Origin of the sequence: Paenibacillus sp. Root52, from assembly GCF_001426865.1 — a bacterium.
Classification (GTDB): Bacteria; Bacillota; Bacilli; order Paenibacillales; family Paenibacillaceae; genus Paenibacillus.
The window spans coordinates 115,947-141,757 of sequence record NZ_LMFO01000030.1 but is presented as its reverse complement, the minus strand read 5'-3'; the positions used below and the strand labels follow the sequence as shown (position 1 = coordinate 141,757).

General features: G+C 45.0%; 25 protein-coding genes. 9 read left to right on the top strand and 16 right to left on the bottom strand.

Features of this window, described 5'->3' with window-relative positions:
• Positions 1-124: 124 nt before the first annotated feature.
• From ASD24_RS24165 to ASD24_RS24155, 3 genes are all read right to left on the bottom strand, one after another.
• The gene (locus ASD24_RS24165; RefSeq protein WP_056701404.1) at positions 125-1,381 is read right to left on the bottom strand and encodes a response regulator; all 1,257 of its coding nucleotides are present in this window, start codon (positions 1,379-1,381) and stop codon (positions 125-127) included.
• Positions 1,378-3,252, bottom strand: a complete 1,875-nt coding sequence (locus ASD24_RS24160; RefSeq protein WP_156395545.1) for a cache domain-containing sensor histidine kinase — start codon at positions 3,250-3,252, stop codon at positions 1,378-1,380. The genes ASD24_RS24165 and ASD24_RS24160 overlap by 4 nt, the downstream gene beginning before the upstream one ends.
• Positions 3,253-3,343: 91 nt before the next feature.
• On the bottom strand, positions 3,344-4,351 hold the full coding sequence (locus ASD24_RS24155) for a substrate-binding domain-containing protein (protein ID WP_056701400.1): 1,008 nt from the start codon (positions 4,349-4,351) through the stop codon (positions 3,344-3,346).
• Positions 4,352-4,557: 206 nt separating this feature from the next.
• On the opposite strand from ASD24_RS24155, the gene ASD24_RS24150 reads away from it, so the two are divergent.
• Both ASD24_RS24150 and ASD24_RS24145 read left to right on the top strand, forming a co-directional pair.
• A complete protein-coding gene (locus ASD24_RS24150) occupies positions 4,558-5,142 on the top strand; it encodes a LysE family translocator (RefSeq protein ID WP_056701398.1) in 585 nt (194 codons plus the stop codon).
• Between the two features lie 15 nt (positions 5,143-5,157).
• Positions 5,158-5,934 carry an AraC family transcriptional regulator gene (locus tag ASD24_RS24145; RefSeq protein ID WP_056701397.1) on the top strand — a complete coding sequence of 259 codons (777 nt, stop codon included), beginning with the start codon at positions 5,158-5,160 and terminating at the stop codon, positions 5,932-5,934.
• Positions 5,935-5,942: 8 nt separating this feature from the next.
• Here ASD24_RS24145 and ASD24_RS24140 read toward each other — a convergent pair whose 3' ends face one another.
• Together ASD24_RS24140 and ASD24_RS24135 are read right to left on the bottom strand one after the other, a co-directional pair.
• On the bottom strand, positions 5,943-6,506 hold the full coding sequence (locus ASD24_RS24140; protein WP_056701395.1) for a hypothetical protein: 564 nt from the start codon (positions 6,504-6,506) through the stop codon (positions 5,943-5,945).
• Between the two features lie 179 nt (positions 6,507-6,685).
• Complete coding sequence (locus tag ASD24_RS24135) at positions 6,686-8,119, bottom strand: glycoside hydrolase family 1 protein (RefSeq protein ID WP_056701393.1); 1,434 nt, start codon at positions 8,117-8,119, stop codon at positions 6,686-6,688.
• Positions 8,120-8,243: 124 nt separating this feature from the next.
• On the opposite strand from ASD24_RS24135, the gene ASD24_RS24130 reads away from it, so the two are divergent.
• From ASD24_RS24130 to ASD24_RS24120, 3 genes are all read left to right on the top strand, one after another.
• A complete protein-coding gene (locus ASD24_RS24130; RefSeq protein ID WP_056701729.1) occupies positions 8,244-9,167 on the top strand; it encodes a helix-turn-helix transcriptional regulator in 924 nt (307 codons plus the stop codon).
• A gap of 88 nt (positions 9,168-9,255) precedes the next feature.
• Positions 9,256-10,071: a class I SAM-dependent methyltransferase gene (locus ASD24_RS24125; protein WP_056701391.1), complete on the top strand. Its 816-nt coding sequence runs from the start codon at positions 9,256-9,258 to the stop codon at positions 10,069-10,071.
• A gap of 48 nt (positions 10,072-10,119) precedes the next feature.
• On the top strand, positions 10,120-10,734 hold the full coding sequence (locus tag ASD24_RS24120) for a hypothetical protein (protein ID WP_056701389.1): 615 nt from the start codon (positions 10,120-10,122) through the stop codon (positions 10,732-10,734).
• A 149-nt stretch (positions 10,735-10,883) separates the two neighbouring features.
• Here ASD24_RS24120 and ASD24_RS24115 read toward each other — a convergent pair whose 3' ends face one another.
• Entirely contained in the window at positions 10,884-11,678 is a 795-nt protein-coding gene (locus tag ASD24_RS24115; RefSeq protein ID WP_056701387.1) for a hypothetical protein, read from the bottom strand.
• Positions 11,679-11,775: 97 nt separating this feature from the next.
• On the bottom strand, positions 11,776-12,192 hold the full coding sequence (locus ASD24_RS24110) for a hypothetical protein (protein WP_056701385.1): 417 nt from the start codon (positions 12,190-12,192) through the stop codon (positions 11,776-11,778).
• Positions 12,193-12,474: 282 nt separating this feature from the next.
• On the opposite strand from ASD24_RS24110, the gene ASD24_RS24105 reads away from it, so the two are divergent.
• Complete coding sequence (locus ASD24_RS24105; protein ID WP_056701382.1) at positions 12,475-12,897, top strand: hypothetical protein; 423 nt, start codon at positions 12,475-12,477, stop codon at positions 12,895-12,897.
• 137 nt (positions 12,898-13,034) lie between these two features.
• Here ASD24_RS24105 and ASD24_RS24100 read toward each other — a convergent pair whose 3' ends face one another.
• Positions 13,035-14,315 (bottom strand): hypothetical protein, encoded by a 1,281-nt coding sequence (locus ASD24_RS24100; protein WP_056701378.1) that lies wholly within the window; start codon positions 14,313-14,315, stop codon positions 13,035-13,037.
• Positions 14,316-14,516: 201 nt separating this feature from the next.
• Here ASD24_RS24100 and fabV point away from each other — a divergent pair, with 201 nt between their 5' ends.
• Positions 14,517-15,707 (top strand): enoyl-ACP reductase FabV, encoded by a 1,191-nt coding sequence (gene fabV, locus ASD24_RS24095; protein WP_056701376.1) that lies wholly within the window; start codon positions 14,517-14,519, stop codon positions 15,705-15,707.
• A 62-nt stretch (positions 15,708-15,769) separates the two neighbouring features.
• On the opposite strand, the gene ASD24_RS24090 is transcribed toward fabV, so the two are convergent.
• Positions 15,770-15,991, bottom strand: a complete 222-nt coding sequence (locus tag ASD24_RS24090; RefSeq protein WP_056701374.1) for a hypothetical protein — start codon at positions 15,989-15,991, stop codon at positions 15,770-15,772.
• 140 nt (positions 15,992-16,131) lie between these two features.
• Positions 16,132-16,737 (bottom strand): restriction endonuclease, encoded by a 606-nt coding sequence (locus ASD24_RS24085; protein WP_056701372.1) that lies wholly within the window; start codon positions 16,735-16,737, stop codon positions 16,132-16,134.
• Positions 16,738-16,995: 258 nt separating this feature from the next.
• Between ASD24_RS24085 and ASD24_RS24080 the strand changes: the two genes are divergently transcribed.
• A complete protein-coding gene (locus ASD24_RS24080; protein ID WP_056701370.1) occupies positions 16,996-18,264 on the top strand; it encodes an outer membrane protein assembly factor BamB family protein in 1,269 nt (422 codons plus the stop codon).
• A 156-nt stretch (positions 18,265-18,420) separates the two neighbouring features.
• Here the strand turns inward: ASD24_RS24080 and msrA are convergent, their stop codons facing one another.
• From msrA to ASD24_RS24050, 6 genes are all read right to left on the bottom strand, one after another.
• The gene (gene msrA / locus ASD24_RS24075) at positions 18,421-18,936 is read right to left on the bottom strand and encodes a peptide-methionine (S)-S-oxide reductase MsrA (RefSeq protein WP_056701369.1); all 516 of its coding nucleotides are present in this window, start codon (positions 18,934-18,936) and stop codon (positions 18,421-18,423) included.
• Between the two features lie 219 nt (positions 18,937-19,155).
• Positions 19,156-19,413 carry a GlsB/YeaQ/YmgE family stress response membrane protein gene (locus ASD24_RS24070; protein ID WP_056701367.1) on the bottom strand — a complete coding sequence of 86 codons (258 nt, stop codon included), beginning with the start codon at positions 19,411-19,413 and terminating at the stop codon, positions 19,156-19,158.
• Between the two features lie 314 nt (positions 19,414-19,727).
• Positions 19,728-21,035 carry an AAA family ATPase gene (locus tag ASD24_RS24065; RefSeq protein WP_056701365.1) on the bottom strand — a complete coding sequence of 436 codons (1,308 nt, stop codon included), beginning with the start codon at positions 21,033-21,035 and terminating at the stop codon, positions 19,728-19,730.
• Positions 21,035-22,498 carry an RtcB family protein gene (locus ASD24_RS24060; RefSeq protein WP_056701363.1) on the bottom strand — a complete coding sequence of 488 codons (1,464 nt, stop codon included), beginning with the start codon at positions 22,496-22,498 and terminating at the stop codon, positions 21,035-21,037. Before ASD24_RS24060 ends, ASD24_RS24065 begins: the two co-directional genes overlap by 1 nt.
• Before the next feature lie 588 nt (positions 22,499-23,086).
• Positions 23,087-23,905, bottom strand: coding sequence for a TerC family protein (locus ASD24_RS24055; protein WP_056701359.1), 819 nt, complete (start codon positions 23,903-23,905; stop codon positions 23,087-23,089).
• Between the two features lie 289 nt (positions 23,906-24,194).
• Positions 24,195-24,491 carry a DUF3817 domain-containing protein gene (locus ASD24_RS24050; protein ID WP_056701357.1) on the bottom strand — a complete coding sequence of 99 codons (297 nt, stop codon included), beginning with the start codon at positions 24,489-24,491 and terminating at the stop codon, positions 24,195-24,197.
• A gap of 212 nt (positions 24,492-24,703) precedes the next feature.
• On the opposite strand from ASD24_RS24050, the gene ASD24_RS24045 reads away from it, so the two are divergent.
• Positions 24,704-25,804 (top strand): glycosyltransferase family 4 protein, encoded by a 1,101-nt coding sequence (locus ASD24_RS24045; RefSeq protein WP_056701355.1) that lies wholly within the window; start codon positions 24,704-24,706, stop codon positions 25,802-25,804.
• The last annotated feature ends 7 nt before the right edge of the window (positions 25,805-25,811 follow it).

Genomic DNA, 25,811 nt, shown 5'->3' with positions numbered 1-25,811 from the left:
TGGAACCTAGCAATCAATCTTCAAGGAAAAACAAAAAAGACATGTTCTACTTCACTTCATGGAAGTAGATCACATCTTTATGATAGTCATCGTTATGGTGTCATTCATATTTTAACTTTCATAATTACTGTGTAACCGAAGAACGATTGCCCGTTCCTCCATCTTTGCGATACTGAGCTGGCGAGATGCCCATCGCCTTCTTAAATGCAGTACTGAAATAGTGCTGCGTATCATAACCTACACGCTCCGCGATCATATGAATGGGTAGCGTTGTGGAATCAAGCAGTTGCACAGCCTTGCGAATGCGAGCATGCGTGACGAGCGTAACGAAGGAGTTGTCGAGCTCTTTCTTAAGCACTCGGCTAAGATATACAGCGGACACTTGCAATCTAGTGGCGAGCGATTCTAACGTTAGATCCCGCTCTGCATATTCTTCCTGAATAAGTTGTCTTGCCCTGCGAACCAGCGGGGACAACCGAACTTCCCCATAGACCCGCTCACGGCAAAGACGATACGTGCTTGGGGTTTCCTCCAGTGTGCCTGTATGAAGCTCAACATGGGCATGAATGGCGATATTTAGGCAGGCACTGATCTGCTGTTCTAACAGAGAAGCGATTTCAACTGGAGCTTCCTGCCATAGACATATGCCAATTAACCCGCTGGCGTCCCGAAATAAGACATGCGGGAGATCTCCTAGCAGCTCACTAACAACATTTTCAACAGCATAAAGGAACAGTTGACGATCATTCTCCCTCATGACGGTCTTTCGTGCTTCTGCAGCAGGCCAACGTACCGTTCCAATCTGAATAGGTGGCGTGGAGGGCAGACGCAAAAAGGTAAGTTGTTCCTTTAGATCTCTCCCTCCAATCTGCCCTTCAAGCCACTCTAGACAGAATCGCTGCCGTAGCAGAGGAATATTGCGCTCAATCTGATGGGCAGCCTGCCTTACATAGGCTGTCCGCTGATGTTCTTCATCCAACCGCTGACGCAAGCGCCCAAGTGCAGAATACAATTGCTCAGCTTCTACAGGCTTCAGGATGTAATCCTCCACGCCCAGACGAACAGCCTCTTGAGCATAAGCGAATTCATCATGTCCTGAGATGATCAAATAACGACATCTTGGACACTTTTGCTGAAGAGCCCGAATCAGTTCGATTCCGTTCAGAAACGGCATATTCATATCAACTAATACGACATCAACATCCATGTCGACCGCACGTTCCAGTGCTTCCTCACCATCCTCGGCTTCACCGACCACTTCCATTCCGAGAGTGGCCCAGTCAATTGCATCCCGAATGCCCTCCCGAATGATTGGTTCATCATCCGCTATAAGCACACGATAATTCTTGGTAGTCGTTGTTGATTCAATAGACTCCTTCATTCGTTCTCCTGCCTCTCTTCATTATTAAGTCGCTGCGCTCGTGGGAGTGGTGGCAGTTCTTGCATTAGCGGATGAATAATAGTTACGCAAGTTCCCTCGCCTTCCCGACTTGCCAGTACGATTCCGCATTCATCACCAAAGGACAGTCGTAATCGGGCTTGTACGTTCAGCATCCCATAGCTTTTACCGGTCATACCTGGAGAAGTTGACTCCAAGCTCTCTAGAGGAACATCTAGCAAATCTGTCATTTCTGCAAGTCGCTCGGCGGACATACCCGCTCCATCGTCCTCCACCATAAGAAGTAATCTGCCACGTTCTACCCTAGCTTCCACACGGATCAGGCCTGGCCCACGTCGACCTTTGATTCCATGATAGATAGCGTTCTCCACCAATGGTTGAAGCAACAACTTCAACATGTACAGGTTCTGCAGTTCCTCAGGAACATTCAATGTATACTGTAACCGATCACGGTATCGTGTCTGCTGAATTTGCAGGTAACTGCTAATATGTTCAAGCTCGGAACGCAGCGGAATATAATCCTGACCTTTACTAAGCCCAATTCGAAACAGTCGAGACAGCGCACCCACCATGCCCGATACGTCATCTGCCCCCTCTTTGCGAGCCATCCAGTGAATCGTGTCCAGTGTATTGTATAAAAAATGGGGTTTAATATGCTCCTGCAAACTACGCATTTCCGCATCCCGCTTCTGTCGTTCCCGTAATTCATTCAGCGACATGAGCTGCCGAATCTGTACGAGCATTCGATTGAAGCTGTTCCCCAACATGCCAATCTCATCGGCACGATCGCTCCAGCGACCTGCTCTAAGATTACCAGTCTCTGCTCTGCGCATATAAGACATTAAGCGAAAAATAGGCTGAGCGATAGAACGCGAGAACCATAGAGACGCACTTAAACCGAACAAACACACCACAAACACAAAACTAACCACATAAAACTGTATCTGCCGAACCTCCGTAATGGATTCCCTTGTTGGAAATACGCCTACGGTTCTCCACCCGGTAAAGGTGGAGGACTGGTACATGAATAATAACGTGCCACCATCCGTCTCGGCGGTAAACGTTCCGCTGTCCTCGGAGGGAAACCAATCCGCAGGGATATCTTTAATCAGGGGATGTTGAGGCTTATACACGCTCTGTCCTTCTGCATCCGTTACCATGACATACCCGGATTTACCCAAGGTCACGTTGCGTGCAGCCTGCGAGACAGATCTCAGCTTAAGATCAATCATAATGACTCCTCGCACACGTCCCGATTCTTCATCTGTAATGGAGCGTGCAACCGATACAATCTCATCATCCTTGTAGCGGACATGCGTCGTAATATTACGCTCTTTCGGTTGACCTAGTACAGTAAAGATACCTGGGTGAGCTGAAGCTTCTCGATACCATGCCTCCTCGGTCAACCCCTGCTCCGTTCGGGGATACATCTCATTACTAATATAGTCTCCGTTGCCATTGACGAGCACGATGCCAGCGATTTCCGGGTACAACGTTGTGAATCCCTGCAAAGTTTGCTTGATGTCATACAGTTGCTTCTGCTGCTTCTGCTCTAAATGAGCACTCTCTGTATTGCTTATCGAATCGAGTTCCTCATCCAGATCCGGAGGTGTATCTCCATGCATAAATGCATCGATATCCGGGTCAAATGCAATCAAGTAAGTCATATTTTGCAAATTTTCCATTTTGGTATTAAGACCTTCATTCACTTTGCCAATAAGCTGCATCGTATGTCCCTCAACTTGTCTTTCCACCACCCGCTCTACCGTCCAGTTCACAAGCAATCCGAGTCCAACCGAAGGTACGATAGCAAATAGTAAAAATAACAGCATCAACTGGTAGCGCAGTGGCATATTACGCAGCCATAAACGCTTAACACCATTTCTGAGCGAAGAGTGCCAATTTTGCCGATTCCAAGCATTATTTTCCTCAACATGCTCCTTGTTATTTGGCATAATAATCATCCACATTGGAGCGTGTCACTACTGAAATCCCTGTGTCTACCATTACCGGTAACGGCGCATTTTCGCGAGAAGAGGATGGAGCAGGCACTGTTAACTGGTGATGAAGATGGAACAAATACTGAAGCGACCAATATCCCATGTTCCAGGTTCCCTGCGCAATCGTGGCCGAGATCGTACCATTCTTGATCATGTCGAGTGTCACTTTGTTCGTGTCAAAAGAAATGATTTGCAGTCCGTGACCTTCCCCTGCATTCTGCACAGCCTCACCGACTCCTGCCCCTCCTGTTGCCTCGGTCACAAAAATACCTGCCAATTGCGGGTGAGCCTTCATCATTCTTACCGTCTCTTCTCTAGATATCACCGCATCTCCGTGTCCATCCGCAATTTCAACGACCTTCATGGACGGGTATCGTTCCTGAATCGTATCCCGGAAACCCTTCGTTCGCTCTTCATGATTTTGTTGTCCCGGTAGGGTCAGAACGGCAACCTCACCCTCACGCCCCAACAACTCAGCCATTTTATCCGCTGCCGTTACACCAGACTTGTAGTTATCCGTCCCGAGGAAGGAATAGGCCTGGCTATCGGGTGCATCTGCATCGAACAGGATGACGGGAATGTCCGCTTCGATTGCCTTGTTAATCGCCGGGATCAACGATTGTGGGTCGATGGCAGATATAGCAATACCTGCGGGCTTCCGCGCGATTGCCTGCTCAATTACAGTTGTCTGCTCCTTCGCGTCATATCGGGTAGCTCCGCGGTATTCAACAGTCACGCCAAGCGTATCCGCGGCATCCTCGAATCCTTTGAGCGGACTCTTCCAATACTCTAGACCGGATTGGAACGTTATCATGATGTATGTCTCGCCAATATCACCACGCAGCCCCCGGTTCTCCCAAGAACTGTTCGCCTGACTGGTGTATTCAAATCTCAGAACATATAATGCAAATGCTGCAATAAGCAAAATGTATACCAACAGCATTTTCTTCATACCGTTCACTTCCCTTAAGTGGTCTGATCACCTTACACTTCGTTCTAAATTGTAAACGCAATCATTCAAAAAGAAAACCACTCTTTGCTTTCGAAAAGAAGCTACCGCTGCTCTAGTCAATAATTCTGCTGCAATAATGTACTATAAGCTCGAAGTCTCTCTGGCATATGATCATAGAACCATATTACTTCTAGAGGGGACTTCAGATGAATATTACATCCTTTTTGATCTACTGCATTATCGTTACCTTCACACCTGGCCCTAGCAATATTGTTATTCTGTCTTCAACGCAGAAGATAGGCGCACGCAAAACGATGCAATATGTGTGGGGTGCCACACTTGCGTTCGGTCTGCTGCTTGCCGCTTCCGCCTTTCTTAATCATCTGCTCGCAGGCGTTCTGCCCAGCATGATAAAAATGATGCAGATCGTAGGGAGTATGTACATGCTATACCTGGCTTACCAGGTATACAAAATGGGCTCCACTTCGGATGCACCGAAACAAGTTACTGGTTTCCTGAACGGGTTCATCATGCAATTTTTGAATCCCAAAGTCATTCTGTTTACGTTCACCGTCATTCCTAGTTATGTATTGCCCTATTACAATAGTTCTCTATCTTCGTTTATGTTCGTTATGCTCATTACACTCATTGGATTTTTAGCCTACTCCAGTTGGGTCGTGTTCGGGTCTATCTTCAGAACGTTTCTTAATCATCATCAAAAAACAACGAGTATCCTCATGGCTCTATTTTTGTTATACTCAGCCATTATGGTATCGGGAATCATCTCGTGATCGGAGGTTAGCTTGGTGGAATTGTTCAATTACAAAAAATCAGAGGATGTGCTGGCTCTCTCCGCCAGCTTTACAGATTTCACATACAAAAAACATTGTCACGAGGAATATGCGGTAGGGGTAACTCTTCGAGGCATTCAACAATATAATCTGGATGGTCATTATCAAGCTTCTCACAAAAATGGCGTCATGTTATTCAATCGAGAGCAGACGCATGATGGTAGCTCCTATGACCGTGAAGGAATCGATTATGTCATGTTATATTTCAAGCCAGAACGGATGGCCGAGGTGCTGGGAAAGAAGGAGTTACACTTCTCAACACCCATCGTTTATGACCCTGAACTTGCGCGAGCAATTCTCAGGGTGAACGATGCTGTTCAGCATGGCCGAGACGAAGCTTTATGCAGCGAGCTACTGCTCAATCTAGCGAGCCTGTTAGCTAGAGAAAACGAAGTAATCGTACCGCATAGAGCTACCAGCAGCCTTGTGCGTACGGCAAAAGAAATGATGTTCTACAGTATCGACGATGTGCTTAAACTGGACGACCTTTGCACCCAACTTGGCATGTCCAAATATCAATTCATTCGTGAGTTCAAAGCACAAGCCGGTATTTCTCCGTACCAGTTTTTCCTGAATTGCAAAGTAGAGCGCGCACGCCAATCTTTGGAGAACGATAAGGACATCTACGCTGCTGTAGCTCAGTGCGGGTTCGTGGATCTCACGCATCTTAACCGTCATTTCAAACGTTTCTTTGGCATTACCGCCTATGAATATATGAAACAACTGAATTAAAGAAGTGGTTACTTCTGCCGTCTACGGACATAAATTACTGCTACAACAATAACAAGAAACAACCCTATACTACCTAGAACGAGTGGGAATAAATAATTAGCAGTTGAATTCGTTGAACCCGAGTCATCTTCAGTGACCCACTCTCCTGCTCCTAGTAATTTTACATCTTCACCCGCTTGGGAAATGGGTTTATTACCGCTGCACAGAGTCGTTTTCAGCGTTTGGTCTTTTTCATCCGAGGAAGCAAACACCAGATAGGTTTCACCTTTGGTAAATTGAAATCCACATGATGCGGAACCTTGATCCAGACTATGAATTGTAAGCTTCTGCTCATGAACTCCCTTCCATGCTCTTACTGCTTCAAAAGTATATTTGCGGTATTCGCCAAATCCGAACTGGCTTCGGGCGCCTTTTTCAGTAACCTTTCCCTCAAATACCGCCGAGTAGGTATCTAGCTTTTCTAATGCATTACTGTCGACACAGCTACAAGCATAGGCTTTCTCTCCCGGGTAAATGGTAAATCCTAATGTAACAAGGACAATGAGTATGGTTAGAAAGGATATTCGTTTCATAACATGCCTCCATTTCCTTTTTTTCATGATTATACCATATGGTCGAGAATCTATTATCTATGTATCTGTAGAGTACGTTAAAGTAGAGTAGCGTAACAACAGATTAATAAACCCGCCTATCCCTATTACAGGACAAGCGGGTTACATTTTTTATTATATCGTCAGCCAATTACAGTGAATTACAGTTGTTCACCATTGGATTCAATGACTTTTTTGTACCAGTAGAAGCTCTTCTTCGGTGTTCTGCTCAGATCACCATTACCATCATTGTCTTTGTTGACATGGATAAAGCCATACCGTTTTTTCATCTCCCCTGTAGAAGCACTCACAAGGTCGATACATCCCCACATCGTATACGCAATAAGATCTACGCCATCTGCAACAGCTTCTTTCATCTGCTCAATGTGACCTTTCAGATAGTCAATCCGGTAGTCATCGTTAATGGAGCCGTCTTCCTCTACCACATCAACCGCGCCCAGACCATTCTCTACCACCATCAGTGGAACCTGATAACGGTCATACAGGTGGTTCAACGTGTAACGCAGTCCTTTCGGATCGATCTGCCAGCCCCAGTCGGAAGCTTCCAGATACGGATTTTTAATACCGCCCAGTAGGTTGCCTTCTGCTCTCTCCAGCGTCTCATCTGCACTTTCAACCAAAGACATGTAGTAACTGAAGGAGTAGAAGTCTACGCAACCTTCGCGCAGTGTCTGTGCATCATCCGGGTGCATCTCGATTTGGATACCTTGCTCCGCAAAGAAACGTTTAGCAAATCCAGGGTATGCGCCGCGAACCTGCACATCTCCACAGATCATGTTCGAAATCTGATCCTTCTTCTGTGCGAGCAACATATCGTCTGGGTTACATGTATTCGGATATGTCGTCATGAAGGCGATCATACAGCCAATTTGGAAATCAGGATTGATCTCATGAGCAAGCTTAACTGCTTTCGCACTCGCAACGAACTGGTGATGCAATGCTTGGAAACGAGTCTGTGGTTCATCGACTCCATCCGTCAGCGTCTCTTTGCCTTCAAATCGAATACCACCCGCCATATACGCACCAAGCGGCATTGTCAGACAGTTGATCTCATTGAACGTCAACCAGTACTTCACCTGATCCTTGTAGCGGTTGAAGAGGGTTGTACAATATCGAATATAGAAGTCAATCAAATCACGGGATGCCCAGCCATTATACTTCTCGGTTAGACCAAATGGTGTCTCATAGTGAGAAATCGTCACGAGTGGTTCAATGTTATATTTTCTCAGCTCAGCAAAGACATTATCGTAGAATTTCAATCCCTCTTCGTTCGGTTCCAGATCGTCACCGTTAGGATAGATTCTTGACCAGTTGATCGACATACGGAACATTTTGAAGCCCATTTCAGCCATAAGAGCAATGTCCTCTTTGTAATGACCGTAAAAATCAACCGCTTCGTGGCTCGGATAATACGTTCCCTCTTCCAATACAGATGTAATGCGTCGTGGAGTCGTATGCGTACCCCCTGTCATCATATCGGAAGTGCTTGGGCCTTTGCCGCCCTTATTCCATCCACCTTCAAATTGATTGGCAGCCGTAGCGCCACCCCAGAAAAATCCATCTTTCATTTTCATATCTTCGTTCCTCCTCTGTTCGTCTCTATTCGCTTAGCAACACTATATACCCAGTCTAACATCCATACCCTGACACCTTCTGTCATGGTATAATTACAACATGGAAAATAACCGATTATTCAGAATGCTACTGTTGTTATTGGAGAAAAAGAAATCGACTGCACCTGAACTGGCACGCCTGTTTGAAATATCGGTACGCACCGTATACCGTGACATCGATCGATTAAGTGCGGCAGGCATTCCCGTGTATACCACAACGGGTAAACATGGTGGTGTTCATCTCATGGATAATTATGTCATGGATAAGTCGCTTCTATCTGAAGATGATCAGAATGAGATTTTGTTAGGTCTTTATAGCGTGAGTGCCATCCCGCATCTGAACAGTGCACATATGTTGAAACGGCTCACCGCCATGTTTGACCATGAGCTGGACTGGATTGAATTTGATTTTTCTCCTTGGGGTAGCATTCCCATGCAAGAGAGAGAACTATTTAACCAGGTGAAGCTTGCCATCCTCAGCAAGCAGCTCATGACATTTCATTATGTCGATTCAGACGGCGAGTCTAGTATAGAGACGATCGAACCGATCAAATTAATTTTCAAAAACAATACTTGGTACTTCAAAGGCTATGACCGGAATCGACCTCACCACCCCGAAGCCCAGACCTATAAAATGAAACGTATATCTGAACTCAAGCTGCGATCCACACTTATGGACGAGAACACAACAAGCGAGGGCTCTGACACGAAGGATCACACAGCCAACACACCTATATCATTAAAGCTACAATTCTCAAGTGCAATTGCATATCGGGCATACGATTACTTTGACCCCTCCCGGATTGAGAAACGGCCTGATGGTCGATTGCTTGTATCCTTAGAGATTCATGAGGGCGAACGCTTGTATTCTTTCCTTATGTCATTTGGCGCTGAACTCACGATTCTAGAGCCATCGTATATCCGGCAGGAATTGCTCCATCGCCATCGGATGGCTGTCGCACATTTACAGGAACAAAGCAGCGATCAATCCAGTCTAGATCAGGAATGAATGGTATACTGTAAGAGAATGGGTTTGGAAACATTGTAGTTGTATGTTGTGGTATCCCGTCCGTCTATCCCCAGAAGGAGGTTTGTCCATGCAAGACATTAGACGTAACAATGTAGATCGATTTACAGGCTTTGGTGCGTTATATGACCAGAATCGACCTTCTGCTCCCACCGAAGTTGTAGATATTCTAACGACGTATTTAGGTCATAAACCACGTATGATTGCAGATGTAGGCTGTGGAACAGGGTTATCCTCATGGATCTGGCTTCATGAAGCAGATCGTATTATCGGATTTGAGCCAAGTGATGATATGAGAACAGTTGCCGAGTCCAAATGGGAGTCTGCAGGAAAACCGGATAACCTCCGATTTGTATCTGGCTTATCGCATGAGCTTGGCTTACCTGACGACAGTGTAGACATACTGACTTGCTCACAGTCCTTTCATTGGATGGAGCCTCAATCGACTCTCTCCGAGTTCGCTCGTGTGTTGCGACCGGGAGGGATCTTCGCAGCTTACGACTGTGACTGGCCTCCTATGCTAGATTGGCAGCTTGAACAGGCGTACCAGCAATTAGTGCTTACCGCAGACAACCGAGCATTGCAACTATCCAGTCCAGAGAGTCAGGCTTATAAATGGAGTAAAGACGGACATCTAGGGCAGATTCAGCAATCAGGATTGTTCCGCTATGTTCGTGAGATTGTATTCCATCAGCGAGAGACATTCGACGCAGACCGTTATGTCAATCTGGCTCTAAGCCAGGGTGGATTACAAACTGCTCTGAAGCTTGGTGCAGATGAAGTTCGGACTGCCGCGGATGAGTTCAGACAACTGGCAGTGAAGGTATTCGATGGGCATGCCAGATCAGCTTTATTTTCGTATCGCATGCGCCTAGGAATCGTATAATTTTATGAAGCATCATGATATAAATCTGTGAATAAGGAATGATGTACAATGCAGGAATTGAAGCTGGATCAGAACTTGATTGTGAGTACGTTGGAGGCTTATTTTGACACCCCACATCGGGATATCCTAATGTCTCATCCTGCCAAAACGGAAGAGGAAGATTATGGAGTACCTCATAACATGCAAGTGGGTGAGGTCGATGAGGAAGGCTGGGTTCGTTGGAAGATGATACCCTCTACGGTTACAGAAGACCAGGTTCGAAGATTAGAACAATTGCATGATCTTCCACTTCCGGTTCCTCCATTGTATCTTGCCTACCTTACAACCCGACATGTTCTAAATGTGTATCTGCGTTATGATCACTTCATGGTTGGGCTCCCGGATTTGCCATCAGACAATCCATTGCGGAGTTTACATACGTTATGGGAAACATGGGAGCCCTTGATTGCGCAGGGGTATATTCCTTTTGCAACCTACGAAGATGATGCAGGGCCTGTGTGTTGGGATACCCATAATCCCAGCGAGGATGGGGATTATGCTGTTGTTTGGTTTGACCATGAGGCTCTGGTTGGGCAGCTATCATGGACTCGGACACAGCTTGCTCCGTTAGCACAACCTTTATTTCCTTCATTTCGAACGATGCTAACCTCTCTATTGCCCTAATGCATTTAATAGAGGAGTCAGCTACGTAGCTTTTACTCAGCAATGTTCAATTTATAGCACAAGCTCGAAACAGCTTCATACTGAAATAAATCCCCAGATTCTGACCCTTTGATACAAGGGAAATCTGGGGATTATTAGTGTAGCATTAATTAGGAGGAGAACAGCTGATTCATCTGATCTTCCTGCACATTCAGAGCCAACACTACTTTAGATGGGTCGTGCTTAGAATAGAAGATGTTAATGATATGTCCCTGTTGCACCTGAGATAACGCGGATGCCAGCAATTCCTTCTCTGTAGTAATATCAAATGTTTCTCCATTCGTCTTGGTCACGCGGAGAGTAAGCTTGAGCTTGATTTTCCCTTCTCTCGCTCCGCCGATTGGAGTGACATCCAGTATTTTTGCTACTGCTTTCTCGCCAGTACGGGCGATATCCATCATCTCGGGAGACACGCCCTCCTGAACCATTTTCTCATTCAATAATTCCTGCATATCCTGCTGCGACAATTGTCCATTCAGGTCCAAACCTACCTTACGTTCATCTTTCTCAGATACCAGCAGTGGAATGAAGCTACCTGGCTGGAATTGCGCCATAGACGTCAACGGAATGATTGTCTTGAACGTAGCATCGTATTTCTCATGTCCTTTACGGGAGACGGTAACACCGATACGTACTTCAGGCTGTTCATTAATATAGGTTCCAGTCTGTTGTATACTTGTGATGACACCAAGGGCAGGTATCCCTGTCTTCACACGGCTTCTGCCGAAAATAGCGCTTAGAATTGAAGGGACAAAAATCAATGCAAATCCCGTATAAATTGCAGGTCTATACCACCAAGCCTGCATCGTAATAAACGGATCATTCCACAATTTTTCTGCCAAAAATGGCGAGAATCCAACACCAAATACAAGTAATAACCCAATAAGTCTCAAAAACCCTACCATAAGTACCACCCTTTCAATATCTATGTCTAGTTGTTAAACGTAATATTATTTTAGTCCATCCAAGCATTTGTTCTCACTAACGTTCCTACTTATCAACCTAGCTTGGTAGTAGTCCCATATAGATTAATTCAGATGGATTAGCGGGATTCTGACCTAGCCCAACACGATCTCCTACCCGTGGAATCTGCATCTTCGATACTAACGTCTCCAGTGTTCGTTGATATGTAGTCCCATTCGTCTCAGTCACATCCAGAACCAGTATAACGATCGGGTCGAAGTTGATTAGTTTCCCGGTATCCGTAGCCGCTACCACGACAGCAGTCGCTGTTAAAGGAAGCGAACCACTCGCACCTAATTGTGCTTGCTTCGCTGAATGGATGCTCTGGTTAATTGCCTCTCGATGTTCTTTAGATACCAGACCCTTCATCATCATGCCAGTAAGTCCTTTGTTCATGACCTTGTCAGCCTTTGCAATCGCATCTTCCTGTTTGTTCTTTCTACTGAACCATCCCATGGTGAGCACCTCTTTTATTTGTGTTATTTGTTATATATTAAGTATAAACATAACGACATACTCTTGAATACACTTCTGAGTACATACAAAAGAAACGACGAATGAAGAGATTTACCCTCCGCTTTCGCGCTCATTATGACACCTATTTCTTGATTATCACAATAAAAGAGATGACGGTCCTAATTTCAATTTATCTTTCTGCATATTTTTTTGCGTACACACCCTAAAGAAATGGGATATGAGGATGAAGATTATCAAATTTTACAAACGAGGGGGAGCAACATGAAGAAATTATGTCTACTTGTACTTCTGTTACTCAGTGGGCTTACGGTTACTGCTTGCAACGAACCTCAAGTCGAGAAGCTCACCACCCAAACGTTACAGCAATTCTACCCAGGGGATATGGCAAATGTAGATTCCATTGAGATTACGGATGGTAGCTCAGGCGTGAGAAAAGTATTCTCAAACAAAAAACAGATTCAAGAATGGATTAATCAAGTAAAAGACATGACCTTCATGCCTGATTCAAACCAAGAAGACAGAAGTGGCTTTCTATACGCGGTATCTCTGCTAGAAAACAACCAGATTAAGCTGGGGTTCACTCCCAATTCACAGGGTGGGCACTATTACATCCACAACGAAGAATTAACAACTCAAATTCAAAGACTACTAGAGAATGGGAACCTCACAAAAAATGATCAATAGGAACCTACATCAAGATAGCTATAACTAAGCAAATTCATCTATTAGTACACCAAGCATAGGACAGCCGGAAGATTAACCAAACTATCCTATGCTTTTTTTTCTGTTGATCGATCAGACAGATAATTCGATGATAAATCTTATTTATTACGTAGCAGATAGACAAGCTTACGATAATACATCGCTGCTTCCTTATACTTGCGCTGATCCTCCGATACAACTGCTAACCCTTCATATAAATGTTCTAGCCTTAGTGCATGCTGTGCCGATTCAAAATAAGGTAGACATGCCAAAGCTCGTTCCACAAATACGCCTTGATCCCCATGTGCTAGTGCAAGTTGACTTTGATAGAAGATTCCGCTCATCTGTTGATCCTGCGTCGTCGCACACTGCAGCAGTTGATCCACGCTTAGAGCAAGCATACCCCAATCTTTACGAGCCAAGGCGATTTCACAGCGATAAATGAGAATAAGCGGCTTCATGCCGTACTGTGTCTCTTCTGGCTCCTGTTGCAAAAGTGAATCGAATCTTTCAATCTCGCCCATGGCCTGATCCAGCTCCCCCGTCATCGTCAACATGACGATCCGGTTATTCGCAATAGCGGTCATCAGCTCCCCCTGATTACTGGTGTACACCAAATTTGCCTCCGCCATAGTCAGCGCCGAGAGCGCCTCTTGCACAAACCCCATGGTGAAGCAATATCCACTATAAGCTACATATAGTCCAGATAAACGATGAAATAATCGCTGATCTACAACATGACGCATCGTCTGCTCAAACACCTGCTTGGCCTCTTCGTACTGCCTAACCTGAATGTACGCTTCCATCTTGATGTTCTGCACAGACAACCAAAACTCACTTCCTTGAGGAAGTAACGAACTAAGTCGGGTTGCATGTGTGAGAACATCCACAAAAGCATGTTTAGAACGATAGTATTGTATTTTGTAGTATAACAAGGCCTTGTATAACGGACGTGGGAGATCCGAATCATCCGGACGACCGTATTTCTCCAGATAAAAGTTCAGGTATGAGCTATGTATATATTCATGTGCGGATGCATCATTTAATTGCTGATAATAGACTGCCTTCATTAAGGCAGTGGTTAACTCCACCGTAAGTGTATCATCTCGGTCATCCAATGCATGTACCTTCTCCTCTGGGATCGCCGAGGCGGCAACCGACAACTGGTCAAAGATCGCTTCGGCACGCGAAAGTGTCTGCTCATCCTGCGCAGCCGCAAGTAATAGGTATGATGGCTGTACCCCTAACCGCTCTGCGATGGCCTCTGCCAAGTCTTCAGGAAGTGCGTAGCGTTCTGCCAAAATATTAGCAAAGTGTGCCTGGGTAACCAGGCCATCCACAAGATCTTTGCGCGAGATTTGTTTCTTTTTACTTAGAAATTCAATTCGTTCCTTGAGCATAATTTTATGTATCCTTCCTATTATTTTGACAAATGAAATGGATATATGATCATCTTCATGTTATGTACTATCATCGCAAACTCAAATGCCGATTGCCACACTATTCCTAAAAATGAATCAAACGGTTTCCGTTTCGGAGCCAATTGTTTTACAATAGGAAGGTATGTAACATATGAGCTGAACATGAAAGGATGCCAATATATGATTATTAAACCAAGAACACGTGGTTTTATCTGTACAACCTCCCATCCTGTAGGCTGTGCTGCACAGGTGCAGGAACAGATTGAATATGTAAAATCCCAACCTGAAATCAAAGGCCCGCGCAATGTGCTTGTCATTGGTGCTTCAACCGGATACGGACTAGCTTCACGTGTGGTCTCTGCCTTCGGAGCAGGTGCCAATACAATCGGTATTTACCGCCCAAGCACGTCCACTGATAAACGTACCGCTTCCGCAGGTTGGTACAATTCTGCCGCTTTTGAGAAAGCAGCCGAAAAAGCCGGTCTTCAATCGTACAGTATTACAGGTGACGCATTTGCAAACGAAACGAGAGAGAAAGCCGTTGAATTGATCCGTAGCGAATTCGGTCAAGTCGATCTCGTTGTTTACAGCGTAGCTTCCGCACGCCGCGTTGATCCAAATACAGGTGAAGTGTTCAATTCCGTTCTGAAACCGATTGGACAATCGTACACGAACAAAACGGTCAACTTCCATACAGGTGAAGTTAGTTCAGTTACCTTGGAGCCAGCTAGCGAAGAAGAAATTCGCCAAACCGTAACCGTAATGGGCGGAGAAGACTGGGAACTGTGGATGGATGCCTTGCAACAAGGTGGCGTGCTTGCTGATGATGCTACAACGATCGCGTTCTCTTACATCGGACCAGAGCTTACGCAAGCCATCTACCGTGAAGGTTCCATCGGTCAGGCGAAGGATCATTTGGAAGCGACAGCGCACAAGCTGAATGATCGTTTGAGTGCTACGGGTGGACGTGCTTACGTTACCGTTGCCAAAGCACTCGTTACTCAATCCAGCTCAGCGATTCCGGTTGTACCGTTGTATATTTCCGCATTGTACAAAATCATGAAAGAAAAAGGATTGCATGAGGGCTGCATCGAGCAATTACAGCGTCTCTTCGCGGATCGTCTATATACAGGTGGCGATGTACCAACCGATGAACAAGGTCGCATTCGTATTGACGATTGGGAGATGAGGGGCGACGTGCAGGAGGAAGTTGCGAAGATTTGGAACGAGCTGACTACAGATAATATCTATGATCTGTCTGATCTCGAAGGTTATCGTAAAGAGTTCTTCCAACTGTTTGGTTTTGAAACCGACGGCGTAGATTACGAAGCAGACGTTGATCCCAATGTAGAGGTTCCACACCTACGCTAATTGTGAAAATAATACGTTAAATTTAAGGGGAGTCTTGTGGCTCTCCCTTTTTGTATCACTTTTCAACAACTCAACCGAGCAAAGACAAAATAAAAAGAAGCACCACCATCCTGGATCCGCTTCTTGTGTTTGACCTTTTGTAATTTTTCTTGTTTCGTAGGCATGATGCGAACATGCTGCGAGATTGCACCGTAATCTTTGTTATTTCTTCTGCTTTGTTCTGAACACCATTGTCCTGCAAGCTCTGCTTTGCGTAATGCCTTTTGTGTTTGGGTTCGTGCCATGATGACAACACACTCCTTGAATTGGGATATCCCCAATATACCATGTGCATCAGTTGAATGTGAAGGTATGAGTGCCTTGAGACTGTACATCTTACCGACACATTCAACAAACTATTATTCTGTAAACAGGAAGCCAATTCTTATTTGGCTGCTTTGGTCGCTTTCTTTTGCCGGGATTGCCATGTTTCAATCGGTTCGTGATCCTCTTCCTCAATTAATTCCATCGCCTCTTCGATTCTTCTCGATTTGAACAAAGTAATTAAGTCCATTAGATCCTCTCGATCCAGTAACTTTACACCATTCACAGCAGCGAGTGTTCGGCACGCCTCCGTGTATCGAGCCGACGTCAATACGATAGAACGATCTGCTTCATAATAACGCATGGATGTAAATATCTCCTGCACAGCACTTAGCCCTACAGGATGGTTAGCCCCGTATCGCTTCGCTTGAATGACATTTCTTCGACCCAATCTATCCGTAAACACGAGGTCTGCTCCAAAATCTCGGCTGCTTGTCGTCTTGTGCACCTCGGCATATCCCATCTGTTGAAACAAATGAAATAGATACAGCTCGAATTCCGATCCATCCTGCATTTTATCAATGTCTCGAATTGTAATTTTGCGGGGATTGGCTTCTCTGCGTATGCGCTGCCCTCGCCCAATAATACGGCGAATAATCCATACCAATATGAGTAATGCAGCGATACAGCCGATGACCCAGGTGGTCCAATTGTCGTTCCAATTCATGTCTGTTCTCCTTGTCCATTCCCTTATCAAAATGATACCAAATCTATGATTCGTCTTCGCCACCGGACTAAATATATCAGACTTCCACCTCGGCCGAAAGAAGATGAATTCCTTGTAACCGCCAAAATTCTGCAAACAACTACAATTACCTATTTATATTGATAAAAGGTTACAACCCATTAGGTTGAATTCAACTTGCTATAAATGGTAGAATTCAACAATCGGTTCTATTCGAACCGAAGAAAGGTGGTTTATAACTTGCATACACTCAGCAAACGAAATACCAAAACATGGGCTGCCCTTTTACTTAGCGGCGTGCTCCTCTTCAGCATGAATACACCAAGCTACGCAGCAACTTCAACGGAAGCGCTAACCAAGCCTTCCTGGACTTCCTCATCTCTCATGCTCTCTGAAGTGAACGCTCAGGAAGACATTCGAATTAAGGAAATTCACGCCGTACCCTCCAAAAATCTGGTGTACGTGCACTCTTATCAGCCTGTAACCAAAATCAACAGCAAAACGACGCTTGATTGGAATCTGGACTCACTCCAGGCACTGGATGCTACAACAGGTAAACTGAAGTGGAACGTTATTTTTCATGAGAAAAGTGGCCCTTATACTACATACTCCAATTCGTTGTACGCCGATAACGGAACAGCCTATGTATACATGGAATATTCCGATGGAACGAAAAAAGTATATTCTTACAATACTTCCGGAAAAACAAATTGGGTCAAAACGGTCAACGCGCCATCTGACTTATATCTAATGAATAATGGTACAGTAATGATTGCTTCCAGTACGGGGCCTTTATCGAACGGTTCTGTTCGTTCATCCATTTCACTTTATGACGCCAAGGGCAAGCTGATCACAGCGAAAACCATCAATGGTGCTGTGCTAAAAGCAGGTAATGACCGCATTGTTGTAGATGCCAGCAAGCAGACCAAAGTAGGCAACTACTGGCATCAAGCGGCGAATCCGAAGCTGGAAATTTATGATCTCACGTTGAATCGTCTTTCCTTCTATCAATTCCCTACCAACGCTAACACAATCGGTGACGGTGGTGGCGAATCGCTGGCTATCCTGGAGGACGGCTCAGTCATCATGCGTGCCAATTTCGACAATACAGGCAATAAACTCATGGGCTTTGGTTCAGATGGTAAACTCGCTTGGGGTCGATCCATTGCCGGCAATGCTTTCGTGCAAACGGCAGGTAACGGATATACCGTGTTTACAGGCCAGAAGCTTGAGCTGTATACGATGAAAGGCAAGGTAACGGAGCGCATGTTCAAGGATCAACAAGATGTATTAACTGTCATTGAACATACACAGGATGGAAATTATAAAATTGATTTTGCTAACACAGGATACATCCTTGATCCTACTACCTTGGAGAGCATTCACGAATATACGTTTACCTCATCTCCTGAAGATATGAAGGGTTACTCCACCTATACGAATGATATTATTTATACCTTCAAGAACGAGGCATTGTCCAAATATGTCCTAAACACAACGAACAATTAATACGTAAATGGTTATAAACATCTATTTTCGATCTGCTTCATTTATAATGAAGTAATCATATGATAAACCAAAAATCCAGGAGGGTTCCAACCGGAACTCCCTGGATTTTCGCATTTCGTTACCTTTTAGATTCGTCACTTTCAGATCACTACGACATTATTTCCAGTTCTCTTCAATGAATTCATCACGGCCAGATATCGCACGATCTTCTTTGTAATGCTTCTCGTTTTTCTTATGATAGTCTTGATGATAGTCCTCTGCAGGATAGAACACTACTGCATCCCGAATCTCCGTTACAATCGGTTGATTGAAGCGACCGCTAGAAGCTACAACCTGTTTGGACTGTTCTGCAAGCTCACGTTGGCGTTCATTATGCACAAAAATAGCCGTCCGGTACTGTGAACCTCGATCCTGGAACTGCCCTCCATCATCAGTAGGGTCAATCTGAGGCCAGTATAGCTCCAGTAACCGTTCATAAGGGAATACCTCGGGATCAAATGTGATTTCTACCACCTCGACATGCCCCGTCTCTCCCGTTTTGACCTGTTCATATGTTGGATTATCGACGTGACCGCCGGTATAGCCGGATATGATACCATGTATGCCCGGTTGCTCTTCAAACGGTGTAACCATACACCAGAAACAACCTCCAGCAAATGTAGCTTTCTCCACTCCACCTCATCCTTTCTAATTAAGCAACAAGCCCTAACAAAATTATAAGAAATACATCTATCGAAGTAAATATAATAACAAACAAGAGGTTGATGGAAATCCACTTATGTGGACTTCCATCAACCTCTTCGTAGTCATCCGTTATGTGATCGAGCCCTTGCGTTACCCACTACACAGCTTCATATGTGTTTGCAAGAATTCGCATTATCTCGAATATCGTTACCCGCGGCTACGACCCATAGAACGGAAGATCAAGCTCACGATTGCTACCAGTACGATAGCACCGATTAATGCCGGTACGATGAAGAATCCGCCCATTTCTGGACCCATATCTCCCAGAATGACTCCACCTAACCATCCACCGATGAAACCAGCTACGATGTTACCAATTACACCGCCGGGAATGTCACGACCAACGATAAGTCCTGCCAACCATCCAATGATACCACCGATAATTAATGACCATAACCAACCCATATCATTCACCTCTAATTAAAAGTTTTTGTTGTTGTCTGTCTACTATTAACCGCTACGGAAGCATTTAAACACCTATACGAAATTTGTTGTATATTACCTTATTTCCATAACACTCATTTCTAGGCTGCTACCCACGACGGTATCGGATTCATTCTCGGTATAACTTCCGGTAACTGATTACTTACACAGCAGAGCTGCTTTGTACCTCCCGAAAGTCATTGTATGTCTTACCAGACAACCTTAGTATAACCATTTGAGATTTATAATATTTTGGGCGTTATCCGATCATCATTCTCCAACAGGATACGGGCAGATCAATAAAATCCAGCACGTCCTTTTCCAGGCTGCGTCATCCAATTATGCTTGTGGCTCTTGTCCAATTCACCACGCATGGCTTGAATGATCTTCATCATATCTGCCTCTCCGTTCTGATGCCATTCCAATGCTGTACTAACATATAGTTCTCCTAGCTGTGCGAGTGAAAAGGAATCCGTCAAACGCGCTGCTTCCTTCGTGCCTTCCTCACCAGCGAAAACTGCGAAGCCCCGCTGCTGCAAATATTGCAGGCGCAGCGCCTCGTCTGGCATGGGAATCTCGTACGCCCGGTCGAAACGTCCGGCACGGTTCATCAGACCCGGATCTATTTTTTCTGGATAATTCGTTGTCCCAATTAAGAAAATACCCTCTTTGGACGTAGCACCATCCAGCGTGTTCAGGAAAAATGAACGCACCTCCTCCGGCATGGAATCAATATCCTCAATAATCAGCACCATCGGCGCTAAACGCTTCGCCGCGTCGAACACATCACGTACCGATTCACTATTCGTGTACTCCGTAATCTGCCAATAAGCAGCAGGCCCTGGAATGCTTCCCGCAATGGATTTCACCAATGTCGTTTTACCGTTACCCGGATGACCATAGAGGAGAATTCCACGTTTGTAAGGGATATCGTAATCCCGATAGAAGGAGCGATCCGCTTCGAAGAATTGATCCAGTGAGCGGAAAATATCTTGTTTGATCTGAGGCGATAATACCACCTCATCTCTGGTCACTGAACGAGTAATCGACTCTGAATGACGGTCACTGCCATTGCGCCCGTCAGTGTATACCGTTACTTTTTTCATATTTTGCTGTCGTTCACGCTCACGTACACTGCCCAGAAATTGCTTCAGCTCTTCTTCTCCGATGGCAAAAACAAAGTCCTCGTTATATATTCCATTTTCCCGGAAGAAAGGAATGCGTACAAGCGCCACGCCCCAGCTTGGATAAGCAAATACATTGTTGCGGATGGAGTAATGCACGCCGTAAGATGGCACATCTCCCTCATCGTCATAATGTAATGTGCGCAGTTCCAAATCATCGAAAATTCGAGCCACAATCTCTACTTCAGGATTATCCGTGCGTAGATCCTCTCTCAGCAGATCCCAATATTCGCTATTGGGATCATCGCTCGCAAACAGTTCATATTGAGTTCCGTATCGCTCATAGAGCGCCTCCGAAATGCCGCGAATGAGACGTGCATATGCTGAGTATCCTTCAATTCGACCATCATTATGCTCATCAAAGGCATAGATCGCTCTCGGTGAATTCGTTTGCTTCACATGTTCCTTGTGTACTGTCATTATTTAGCTCCCTTCACAGCGGCAAGCGGTTTACATTTGGCAACAACTTGAGCCAATCCCGCGCCGGTAACACTATCAATAATTTCATCAACATTTTTATAAGCCTGTGGTGATTCATCAATAATCGATTCTAGTGAACGCTGATTGACAACAATCTCATTCTCTGTACCTACACCCAGCGCGCGTTCAAAATCCGCCAAAGTGACTAAACGCTTCGTTGCATTACGTGAACGGATACGCCCTGCACCATGACAGATGGAATAGAAGTTATCTGCTCCTTGCGGTTGACCAACCATGATATATGAAGCTGTGCCCATGGAGCCTGGAATCAGCGCAGGGTGTCCAGTGGCGAGATATGGCTTCGGATTATCAGGATGATGCGCTGGCAATGCACGTGTTGCCCCTTTGCGATGTACGAAAACTGAGCCTTGATCAGCATGGGATTCTTCCCAAGCATAGTTGTGCATCAGATCATACAGTGTACGGAATTCGCACTTGGATCCGAACACTTCACGGAAGGCTTCACGAATTGAGTAAGCAATCAAGTGACGATTCACCACAGCGTAGTTTAATGCGGAATACATCATATTCACGTAATGGCGTCCTTCGGCATGCTCCAGTGGGGCAAAGACTAGTCTTGGGTCAGATGTTCCGAGACCGTTTCGCTGCATCATTTTGGCGATTGCTGATGAACTGGTTTGACTTATATGCCCTCCCCAGGTGCGAGAACCGGAATGGATCATTACTACAATTTGTCCGTCCACTAACCCCCATGCTTCAGCAATATCACGATTCTCCTCGGCGATCTCAATCGCTTGAATTTCGGCAAAATGATTCCCTCCACCCAATGTACCTAGCTGGCGGTGGGAACGATGCCATGTCATATCTGGGACAAGGTTCAGCACTTCTTCATCAAATGTGAATTTACTGCTCTCCACATGGGTAATAGACGTAGACTTCTTAGGTGTGTAGCCGTCAGGTATATATTTCTTCGGTAATCCATGTAATCCTTTGCGAACAATGTGCTCTAATCGAATGTCAGAATAATGCCCCCGCTGGTTCGCTTCCATAGGCAGTACCTTTTCAATCGCTTTAACGAGCTTTCGGCGCAATTTTACATCTTTCAAATCATCTTTATGCAAATTAGTCATATGCACCCTCATGCCACAGCCAATGTCGCTGCCTACAATCGAGGGGGATACATACCCATTGGTCGCATCCCATACCGCTGTTGTACCAATACATGTACCAACACCGACATGCACGTCAGGTGTATAGCTCATATACGAAATTCCGGGGATCTGCAAATTGTTATTGGCCATCTCGAACACTTTATAGTCCAGAGAGGAGAATAGTTGTTGTGCGGCATATACGGTTAGATCCCCCGCCGGCAATTTGACTTCATGCCGGTATCCGCCCAAGGAATCATTGGCATCCGCAAATAAATTAGGTTGTGTATTCATAAAATTGGTTTGTTCCTTTCATTTATCCGTAAGTTTTAAACATTTTCTAAAATTGCTGTAATATCCAGATTCGTTGTCCCTCTTCTGCAAAAGGCACAAAAAAAGAAGCCATGGACAGAATGCCCATGACTTCTTCATCACCATAATGGAAAACAGTTGCAGCTTGAAGAAGCTGCGACTCTAGTTTCCATCGCTAAATTAGCGGAGAACAGCCTATCCATACCGAGTCATTCTGACTCTTCACAGATACGCTCCTTCTCCTATGTTGCCCGTATGAGGCCGATGAGACAATGAGCTGCATATGCAATTGTGTGTGAGCTGTGTTGTAATTTCTGTTGCGTGTAGTTCCAATTGTAGACCAGCGTCATGACTCGCGACCTCCCTTCGTAAATGATATATACAATATTAAGCGGATTTCTTTCCATGTGTCAACCCTATTCTTGGAAATTAAAATAAGCGCTGCTATCGGGTACCCTAAAGAATCGCGTAGCTCGTCCGCATGATGCATAACAAAAAGGCAAGACCCGCTGTAAGCGAATCTTGCCTTTGTCCTATCCATTTCACATGTTATTTCAAGAAAACTCAAGCTTACTTTCCTACTTGTTGCTCCAACTCTTCGACCGGATTTTCGTTCTCTTTTTCCGGTACTTTAGAAGAGAAGAACCAGCCGCAAACGGCAATCGCAATCAGGACAATATAGAATCCGAATTTCCAAATTTTATTTTCTGGAAAATGCTCATCCAGTACGCCAAGAGAAGGGTGTGCAAGTGTGATAACTGAAAGTTTAACCCCAACCCAACCTACGATAACAAAAGCAGCTACTTCAAGACCAGGACGGGAATGCAGCAATTTAACGAAGAAGGAAGCTGCAAACCGCATGATCACGAGACCAATGAATCCTCCCAAGAAAATAACGATAAACTGTCCGCCGTCGAGACCACCAATTGGAGCTAATCCACTTGGCGGCAACGCAACAGCTAGTGCAACAGCGGCCAAGATTGAGTCTACAGCAAATGCAATGTCCGCTACTTCTACCTTGAAGACCGTCATCCAGAAGCCGGCTTGTTTCTTCGGTTTCTTCGGTGTCTGATCAGCAGCTTCATCGGTTTTGTTACGACTACCCAATATCTTCTTGACGATATGGTTGATGGAGATGTACAAGAGGTACAGCGCACCAATCGCTTGAACCTGCCACACATCAACGAGGAACGAAATTAGGAACAACGATCCCAAACGGAATATAAATGCTCCTAACAAACCATAAAACAACGCTTTTTTGCGTTTCTCATCTGGTAGATGTTTAACCATGATCGCGAGCACCAATGCATTATCTGCTGCCAGCAATCCCTCCAGGACAACTAAGACGGCAAGCACCCATCCATACTCTAATAATAATGACAACTCCAAAATTGACTCCTCCTTAGTATCCTTATGATGTACAAAAAAAAGGACCTTTACCATCGCTGGTAAAGATCCTTTTTATCCACAAAAAGAGACCTTTACCCAGCATAAAAACTTGGTAAAGGTCTCGCTAACAACAAATTGCTGCCAATAAAGCCGGGGATAAATCCCGAATTGACGACTTTACTGTGAAAGCTACTCCCCTTTAACATCAGGATATGTAGTTTTTAGATGAAACAGGCTTCAATAACCTGTTCTCATCATATTCATAACGTTAATTAAAGTCAAGCTTTATTTAACGAACCATTTTTCGAAAAACCACAAAGTCATATACAAAATTCCCGAGCGGAACAAACGAAATGAAGAATAGCGCCAATGATCGGCGTATACGCCATTTTTGCGAAGTATGCATGCTGACCACAATCAGCAGATACATCAAGAAAAGAAAACCATACAGATTACCAAACCAGGTAACAGCCTGCGGCATAATCCCGGCATTCTTCAATGGAAAAGCAACAAAAAGCAATAACAAATAAGAGAGTCCCTGCAACCACATTAGCAATCGAAAGCGACCCATTGTTGAATGTAACATGTCTTTCCTCCTGGCTTCATACCTATCCTGAATACTATCTCATATTCAATACCATTGAATTCAACCAGTATACCACATTAAACATGGCATACTCCCAACTGCGCTCAGTGGAAATGTTATCCACGGCATCAGCTTTTGAACCAAAAGCCTGATTTGTACATAGGATATGACGAAGATTGTTTACGCTGGAGGGACAAGGAGGAGACAGGTTGATGAAAATCGCTATGGTTGCACCGGAAAAACTTCCTGTACCTGGAAACGGATCAGTCGAGATCTGTATCTTAGGCATCGCTCGCGAACTCTCCCTCCGGCATGAAGTTACTATCATCAGTCGTGAAATGCCAGGTCTGCCCACAACGGAATATACTGAAGGAATGACCATACGGCGTTTGCCTGCCACCAATACAGAGCAATACAGCAAAGCTGTTATACGTTTATTGAAACACCATACGTTTGACCTGATTCAAGTCGACAATCGACCACGCTGCATGGCTGCCATCAAACAAAACCTTCCTCATATCCCTGTGATCCTCTATCTCCATTCTCTTACGTTCGCACAGCCAGGATCAGCACGTCTCGCGTTGATGCGACAGGCTGATCTAATTGCTGTCAACAGCCTCTCACTCAAACAACGCCTCAGTCGTCGATTCCCCCAATTAACAAGTCTCATGTCCGTTATTCCATTAGGTGCGGATCTCGAACGCTTCAAGCCTGCTACAGCGGTTGAACGTCAAGATCTCCGAACGGAGTTTAATATATCAGAGTCTTTCTGCGTCCTCTATGTTGGTAGACTCATCCCTGGCAAAGGGATCGATGTCCTGATTCGTGCAATAGCACGTCTACAACAACACATATCAGTCAAACTCATTATTGCAGGTAAAGGCCCCCTCCAATACGTTCGTAAACTGCGTCAATTAGCCAAAAAAATGAACGTACGTGCTTCTTTTCGCGGTCAGATTGCACATAAACGAATCGATCGTTTATACCGAGCTGTGGACTGTCTTGTGTGTCCCTCCCAGCAACATGAAGCTTTTGGACTGGTGAACGTTGAAGCTATGGCCTCAGGTATTCCGGTAATTGCTTCAGACAATGGAGGTATACGAGAGATCATTGAGTCTGGGCATAATGGTTATCTAATACATCCATATCATGAGCCAGAGCCTTTTGCTACAATTCTGTATAAACTAGCCGTTAATCCAGCGCTGGCTCACTCCTTAGGCGAAAACGGGAGAGCACACGCCATCCATAAGTTTAGCTGGGAGCGTACGGCATTACATCTAGAAGCCGCCTATACCCGGCTAATTCGCGAATAAAAGCGAG